We start from the raw sequence: 6,444 nt of genomic DNA, 5'->3' as shown, positions 1-6,444 counted from the left end.
CAGGTCCGAATGGACTTTTTATTTTTTATCAAGTGTTCAATTTAATTTTACAATCAGCGAAAATAATAATTACTATTTACCTATACAGTATAGATGGGTAGATATGTCGTATGAAAATCATAATATAATAATAAACCCTACTAATCCTAATATTATTGGATATTCATATTCAGATGGAACTTTTAACAGCAAAAATAAGGCCATCTATGAATATTTTGAGCGACTTTGTTGCTTTACTCCTCCCACACTTATATACGATAAACCTAAAGGTTATCAAATTGATTATGATCAGTTAGGTATTGATTGGAGTAATTCAATGTTGAATGGCAAAACAAAATATTGGGTAAATGGTCACAGTATTTTTTCCGATAATAAAGTAAGAATACCTTATAACTTTGTATTTTATGGTAAACCTTTAGATGATATGGGCAAATATCTTGGAAGTTCGAATGGGGTTGCCTTAGGCAAAAGTAATAAAGACGCATTTAGACGAGCTTTGAGGGAATATATTGAAAGAGATGTTTTACTTACTTGCTGGTTAAACAAAGGTAGAGATTTATTTCAAGTAAAATTAAATCCATATATAGGAGTATCACCATATCTTCTAAGACATGGCATAACTATTGAGTATTTTGTTTATAAATATAGAGTTAATAATAATTTTATAGTTTGGTGTCAGTTAACCAATCCTAAAAATGAGAAAGCATATCAGTCTTCGGGATTTGCGGCAAAATTAGATATAGAAGAAGCTATAAAACATGCATTGAGCGAAGCGTGGGGAGCCCTAAAATATAAAGAAGAAAATATAAAATCTAATAATTTGAATATTTTAAAAGATATTCAAAATTATTATTTTGACGTAAATAATTCAAATAAAATCAAAATCTTGACGAAGTACACTAAAATATATAATTATTCAAATTTAACTAATTTGTCAAATATAGGGTTAAGAGACAAATATCAGGAAATTATTTCTGTAGATTTAAGTATACCCGAACTTCGTAGTCAGGGACTATACTGTCAAAAGGTAATAGGAGTAGGCGGTAAAAGTATGGTTTTTGATTATCATTTGGCTTCGGATATGCCAAAATATTTACCGCTAGCATAATTATGAAATATACAAAAGACGACTTTAGGATAGATTATGAACGCTGCACTGAGGTTGCAAATAACAGTCAGCAATTTTATGGAACTTCTTTTTTTAGCCAATTAGTTAAACAGAAAAATATAGATATTAGCAAGATTGATAACTTATATCAAGTTTTATTAAAGCCTGCTATTGAACAGCCTTTTAGAAGCTTAGATTTTACTCCGTATCCCATTCATTTGAGCTATCCATCAGCTCGCAGTTTTTATACAATACGTATATTTTTAGCAATTAGTTCATCCAAATTAATTACCAAAGTAATAGGTATGGATAAGGTTCAAATTTTTGAAAGTAAAGAAGTTAAGCTAGTACCTAATAGCTACTACATAGTTAAAACATGTGAAATTAATAAAAAAATGTATCAAGCTATTCATAATACGTTGCAAGTTTTAGAATGCGGCCATGCGATAGGAAGTATTTATAAGTTAGCTAATAACCTTGGTTGCAAAATCAATGTTACAACTAATGATGATTATGACTACATTTCATTATTAAATGAACCTAACTTACAAAATGGATTAATTAAATTAAGTGATCAGTACATCAATCGATCTAGTGGTAATTATTATGGAATGCTTACAAACTTTGAAGAAATATCTGATATGAAAACATTAGATACTGTTGAAGTTAAAGAAGTAATGAATTTAATGAAGGTGTTACCAACAGATATTAATATCATGTATTTTAAGAATGGGGGAAATGGTTATTATATAGATAATAATCAACATAAATTAAGTTATGAATGGCTGCAACGGGAGTATCCGTTTTGGGATCCTATTAATGGATCTGCTATTACTTTATTTGAACTAGGAAAAAATATAAATTCTAATACAATTGAAACGATTGCGTTTTTGTCACAGTTACTCTGTCTGAAAAATTCAAAAATAAATTTTATTAATCGTCCAGTAAAACAAGTACTTCCAGTGCATTGGAAAAAAGAATTAGGTCTTGAGAATAATAAATATACACCTTTTTATGCACTAATTTCTACGAAAATATCAGAAGATAATTTTAATGAGAGACTATATTAAGAAGATATTCTAGCTATCTAATTACTAAATATAACTAATAATTTAAAAAGAAAGTATTAATTTAAGCCATGATATTTGTTTAACAGATAATAAAATTTTTTAATAACCTTAAATTGATATATTTGTATACTATACATAATAAGTTATTAAGGAAGTCTTAAGCTTATTGCTCTGTAGGCAGTAGAATATCTTTATTCATCAGGACTTGATATGATTAAGTTAATCAATCATAAGTCATACAAAGATTAAAAATAGCTAGCTAAATCAATCTTTTATGTATTTTTAGGAAAGGAAGCCTAATTATGATGGAAGATAAACATGGAATTAAAGACAAGATAGCAGGTAAGCTTAAAGAAGTAGAAGGAAAAATCACTGGTGATAAAGCTCGTGAGGTCGAAGGAAAAGCTCAACAAGCTAAAGGAAAGGTGAAATCTAAGGCTACTGAAGTAAAAGAAGACTTAGAATAATCTACTCATTGTATATTTTAGAAATAGGAGGCGATCCCCATGCTTCACTGGATTTGGGTTTTGATTGTCGGAGGCGTAATCGGGTTGATTGCAGGAGCCATTACTCATAAAGGCGGCTCAATGAACTGGATTGCTAATATTATTGCTGGGCTAGTAGGTTCATCTCTAGGCGAAGCTTTGCTTGGTGCTTGGGGTCCGCAAGTAGCGGGAATGGCAATTGTTCCATCATTACTAGGAGCTATTATTTTAGTTATCTTAGTATCATGGATTATGACAATGCTATTTGGGTCAAAAGCTCATTCATAAATCATATTTAACACAATTTAAAAATTCTCTCTCAAAAGAGCAGTCTTAGTCGACTGCTTTTTTCTATGGGCGGCCTTTTAAATTTTCATAGTATAATGGATATGATATAAAAATCTAGGTAAGAAAAGAGATAACAATGCGTTTAATTTCATGGAATATTGACTCCCTTAATGCTGCTTTAACCAGTGACTCACCGCGTGCCCAACTTACGCGTAGCGTTTTAAATACAATAAAAGAAAAAGATGCCGATATTATTGCTATTCAAGAAACAAAATTACGTTCTACTGGTCCAACGAAGAAGCACCAAGAAGTTCTTGCAGAGATGTTACCTAACTATGACTATGTCTGGCGTTCTTCTGAAGAGCCAGCAAGAAAAGGCTATGCCGGGACAATGTTTTTATATAAAAACACTTTAACGCCTGAGGTAACTAAGCCGACTATTGGCGCACCCGATACAATGGATTATGAGGGACGAATTTTAACCTTAGAATTCGATAATTATTATGTTACTCAAGTATATACACCAAATTCTGGAAACGAATTAAGACGATTAGAAGATCGCCAAATTTGGGATGAAAAGTATACAGAATATTTACAAAAATTAGATAAAAGTAAACCAGTAATCGCTAGTGGTGACTATAATGTTGCACATACTCCAATTGATTTGAAACACCCTGAAAATAATCATCATAACGCTGGCTTTACTGATGAAGAAAGACAAGATTTTGATAAGCTACTCAAACTTGGCTTTACTGATACATTTAGAAAAGTTCATGGCAATATTGAAGGAGTCTATTCTTGGTGGGCTCAAAGAGTGAGAACCAGCAAGGCTAATAACTCAGGCTGGAGAATTGACTATTATATTGTTTCTGATAGAATTGCTGATCAGGTAACTAAATCAGAAATGATCGATACCGGAGATCGTAAAGATCATTGTCCAATTATGCTAGAAATTAATTTATAATTATCCACTTGTGGATAAGTGAAGAAGATCGTTTAGGTCTTCTTTTTTAATTTAGATGGGAAGTGAAGGCTGTGGATAACGTTTTAAAAGAAGCAATTTTGAATGGGTTATACGATAAGGATAAAAATAATGGCAATGAATTCTTGAGTCCCCAGTTAGTAAGTAATGATAAGGAGAACAAGATCTGGTTTACTTTGCGGCAAGAATTATTATCAGCTACTTCTTTTACTTGGGCAGTTGCATTTATTTCTGAAAATATGCTTGTTCCATTTAAATTAGTGATGTCGGAACTAGCTAAAAAAGGAATTAGCGGTACGTTAATTACAGGTACTTATCTTGGCTTTAATAGTCCGAAAGTTTTCAAGGAATTAATGAAAATACCGAACCTGAAAGTTCGGCTAAGTGAAGAAGCTGGTTTTCACGCTAAGGGATATATTTTTAATCATGAAGATTATCAAACTATTTTAATTGGGAGTGCAAATTTTACTAGATCAGCTTTATTGAAAAATTGCGAGTGGGGATTAAAAGTAACATCTCATGAAAATGGCCACTTATTTCAAGAAGTTAACAATCAAATTCAGATTGCGATGACTACTAGCCTTCCACTTACCAATTCCTGGATTAGAGAATATGAGAAAAATTGGCAGCCTGTCAAAAAGACAGCTATGCATTTGGCAACTGATCGAAAAGAAGATATTTTGCCTAATAAAATGCAAAAAGCTGCTCTAAATAATTTAACTGCTCTAGTAAATGAGGATGCAAAAAGAGCCCTGGTTGTTTCTGCCACTGGGACGGGAAAAACCTATTTGGGAGCATTTGCAGTTCGAGAATATCACCCTAAAAAATTTCTTTATCTAGTACATAGAGAACAAATTGCTAAAAAATCTTTAGAGAGTTTTTATAAGATAATTGGCGGAAGTCGTGAGGACTATGGTTTATTAACTGGAAATAAGCATGATTTTAATAAAAAGTATCTTTTTGGAACCATTCAAACTTTAAGTCAGGATAAAGTTTTAGGAAAATTGGATCCAAAAGAATTCGATTATATTTTAATTGATGAAGCCCATCGAGTGGTCGCTCCAACTTATCAAAAAATTTTAGAACACTTTACGCCTAAATTTTTACTAGGAATGACTGCTACACCTGAAAGAATGGATAAGCAAAACATCTATGAAGTATTTGATTATCACTTAGCTTATGAAATTAGGCTAAAGGATGCCTTGAATGAGCAGATGTTAACACCGTTTCACTATGTGGGAGTAGAAGATTATACGGTAGGCGATGAGGTAATTACTGAAACTAGTAAATTAAAAAACTTAGTTGCTGAAAAGCGAGTTGATTATGTCCTTAAACAGCTTGATTACTATGGCTATTGCGGTAAAGAAGCTAAAGGTTTAGTATTTTGCAGTCGGCAAGAAGAAGCACGAAAGTTAGCAGAATTATTTACGCAAGCTGGACACCTTGCACAGGCTCTGACTAATGAGGACAGTCAGAAGAAACGAGTAGAAGTAACTAAGAAGTTAGAAAATGGTGAATTAGAATATATATTTACCGTAGATCTATTTAATGAAGGAATCGATATTCCATCCCTAAATCAGATTGTGATGCTCCGAAATACCCAATCGAGTATTATTTTTATTCAACAACTAGGGCGTGGGCTGCGTAAATTTCCGGGAAAAGACTATGTAACTGTAATTGATTTCCTGGGTAATTATAAGAATAACTATCTAATTCCAATTGCCTTAAATGGTGATAAGAGTCGTGACAAAGATCAAGTTATTAGAGAAAGTAAAGTACCGCAAGTTATCGATGTTTCAACAATTAACTTTACTGAGGTAGCTTCACAAAGGATTTTAGATTCACTTGAAAAAATAAAACTAGATAGCATGCGGGAGCTGAAAAAGTCCTATGAAGATTTAAAGGCAAAACTGGGGCGCGTCCCTCTTTTATATGACTTTTATCAATATGGAACAACCGCTCCAACTGTTTTTGCTAAAAATCACCTTTTAGCCCACTATGGCGATTTTTTAAAGAAAATGGGAGAAAAAGTCGAGCTAACGGATTATCAAAGTTCTGTTTTATCTTTTGTAACGAAGGAGTTGTTATTTGGCAAAAGACCGCATGAATTATTGCTCTTAGAAAGCTGTTTAGTTAAGGAAAAGGTAAGTGAAGCATCCTATCTGCAATTACTCGAAGGAAAAAATTGCTATGTAAATGATGCTGTACTAGATTCAATTGGGAAAGTTTTATCCTTAGAATTTTTTGACGTGAAACAAGGAAAAACAACGAAAAAAGTGCAGTATGGAAATATTCCATTAATTGAAAAGACAGGAAAGCACTATCTATTTTCAAGTCAACTTTCGCAGAGCTTACGGGCTAATCAGCAATTTAAAAACCTATTTAACGATGTTATAAAAACAGGCTTGGCGCTTTCAAAAGAATATGATTCTGATCAACAATTTACTTTGTATAAACAATATGATCGTAAGGACGTTTGTCGCCTCTTAAACTGGCCTAAGGACGTTTCAG

The 6,444-nt window shown here is 32.3% G+C and carries 6 protein-coding genes; all 6 read left to right on the top strand.

What is annotated here, in order from left to right:
- Window positions 1-1,108: YcaO-like family protein (locus CP370_RS08770; RefSeq protein ID WP_143467873.1), on the top strand; the 1,108-nt coding region annotated here is incomplete at its 5' end.
- A 2-nt stretch (window positions 1,109-1,110) separates the two neighbouring features.
- Window positions 1,111-2,178, top strand: coding sequence for a hypothetical protein (locus tag CP370_RS08765; RefSeq protein ID WP_087713418.1), 1,068 nt, complete (start codon window positions 1,111-1,113; stop codon window positions 2,176-2,178).
- Window positions 2,179-2,483: 305 nt separating this feature from the next.
- Window positions 2,484-2,645 (top strand): CsbD family protein, encoded by a 162-nt coding sequence (locus tag CP370_RS08760; protein ID WP_172821783.1) that lies wholly within the window; start codon window positions 2,484-2,486, stop codon window positions 2,643-2,645.
- A gap of 39 nt (window positions 2,646-2,684) precedes the next feature.
- The gene (locus CP370_RS08755) at window positions 2,685-2,951 is read left to right on the top strand and encodes a GlsB/YeaQ/YmgE family stress response membrane protein (protein ID WP_004898354.1); all 267 of its coding nucleotides are present in this window, start codon (window positions 2,685-2,687) and stop codon (window positions 2,949-2,951) included.
- Window positions 2,952-3,087: 136 nt separating this feature from the next.
- Window positions 3,088-3,915, top strand: a complete 828-nt coding sequence (locus CP370_RS08750; RefSeq protein WP_087713417.1) for an exodeoxyribonuclease III — start codon at window positions 3,088-3,090, stop codon at window positions 3,913-3,915.
- 62 nt (window positions 3,916-3,977) lie between these two features.
- A partial coding sequence (locus CP370_RS08745) for a DUF3427 domain-containing protein (RefSeq protein WP_098046674.1) occupies window positions 3,978-6,444 on the top strand: 2,467 nt, incomplete at its 3' end.

Origin of the sequence: Lactobacillus sp. UMNPBX19 (genome assembly GCF_002553805.1) — a bacterium.
Classification (GTDB): Bacteria; Bacillota; Bacilli; order Lactobacillales; family Lactobacillaceae; genus Lactobacillus.
Note: the sequence above shows the minus strand (reverse complement) of the source record. Positions and strands in the feature narration are given on the sequence as shown.

Excerpts from the sequence above, each read along its gene's own strand:
- CP370_RS08765 (WP_087713418.1), top strand. The coding sequence starts at position 1,111 with ATGAAATATACAAAAGACGACTTTAGGATAGATTATGAACGCTGCACT.
- CP370_RS08760 (WP_172821783.1), top strand. The coding sequence starts at position 2,484 with ATGGAAGATAAACATGGAATTAAAGACAAGATAGCAGGTAAGCTTAAA.
- CP370_RS08755 (WP_004898354.1), top strand. The coding sequence starts at position 2,685 with ATGCTTCACTGGATTTGGGTTTTGATTGTCGGAGGCGTAATCGGGTTG.
- CP370_RS08750 (WP_087713417.1), top strand. The coding sequence starts at position 3,088 with ATGCGTTTAATTTCATGGAATATTGACTCCCTTAATGCTGCTTTAACC.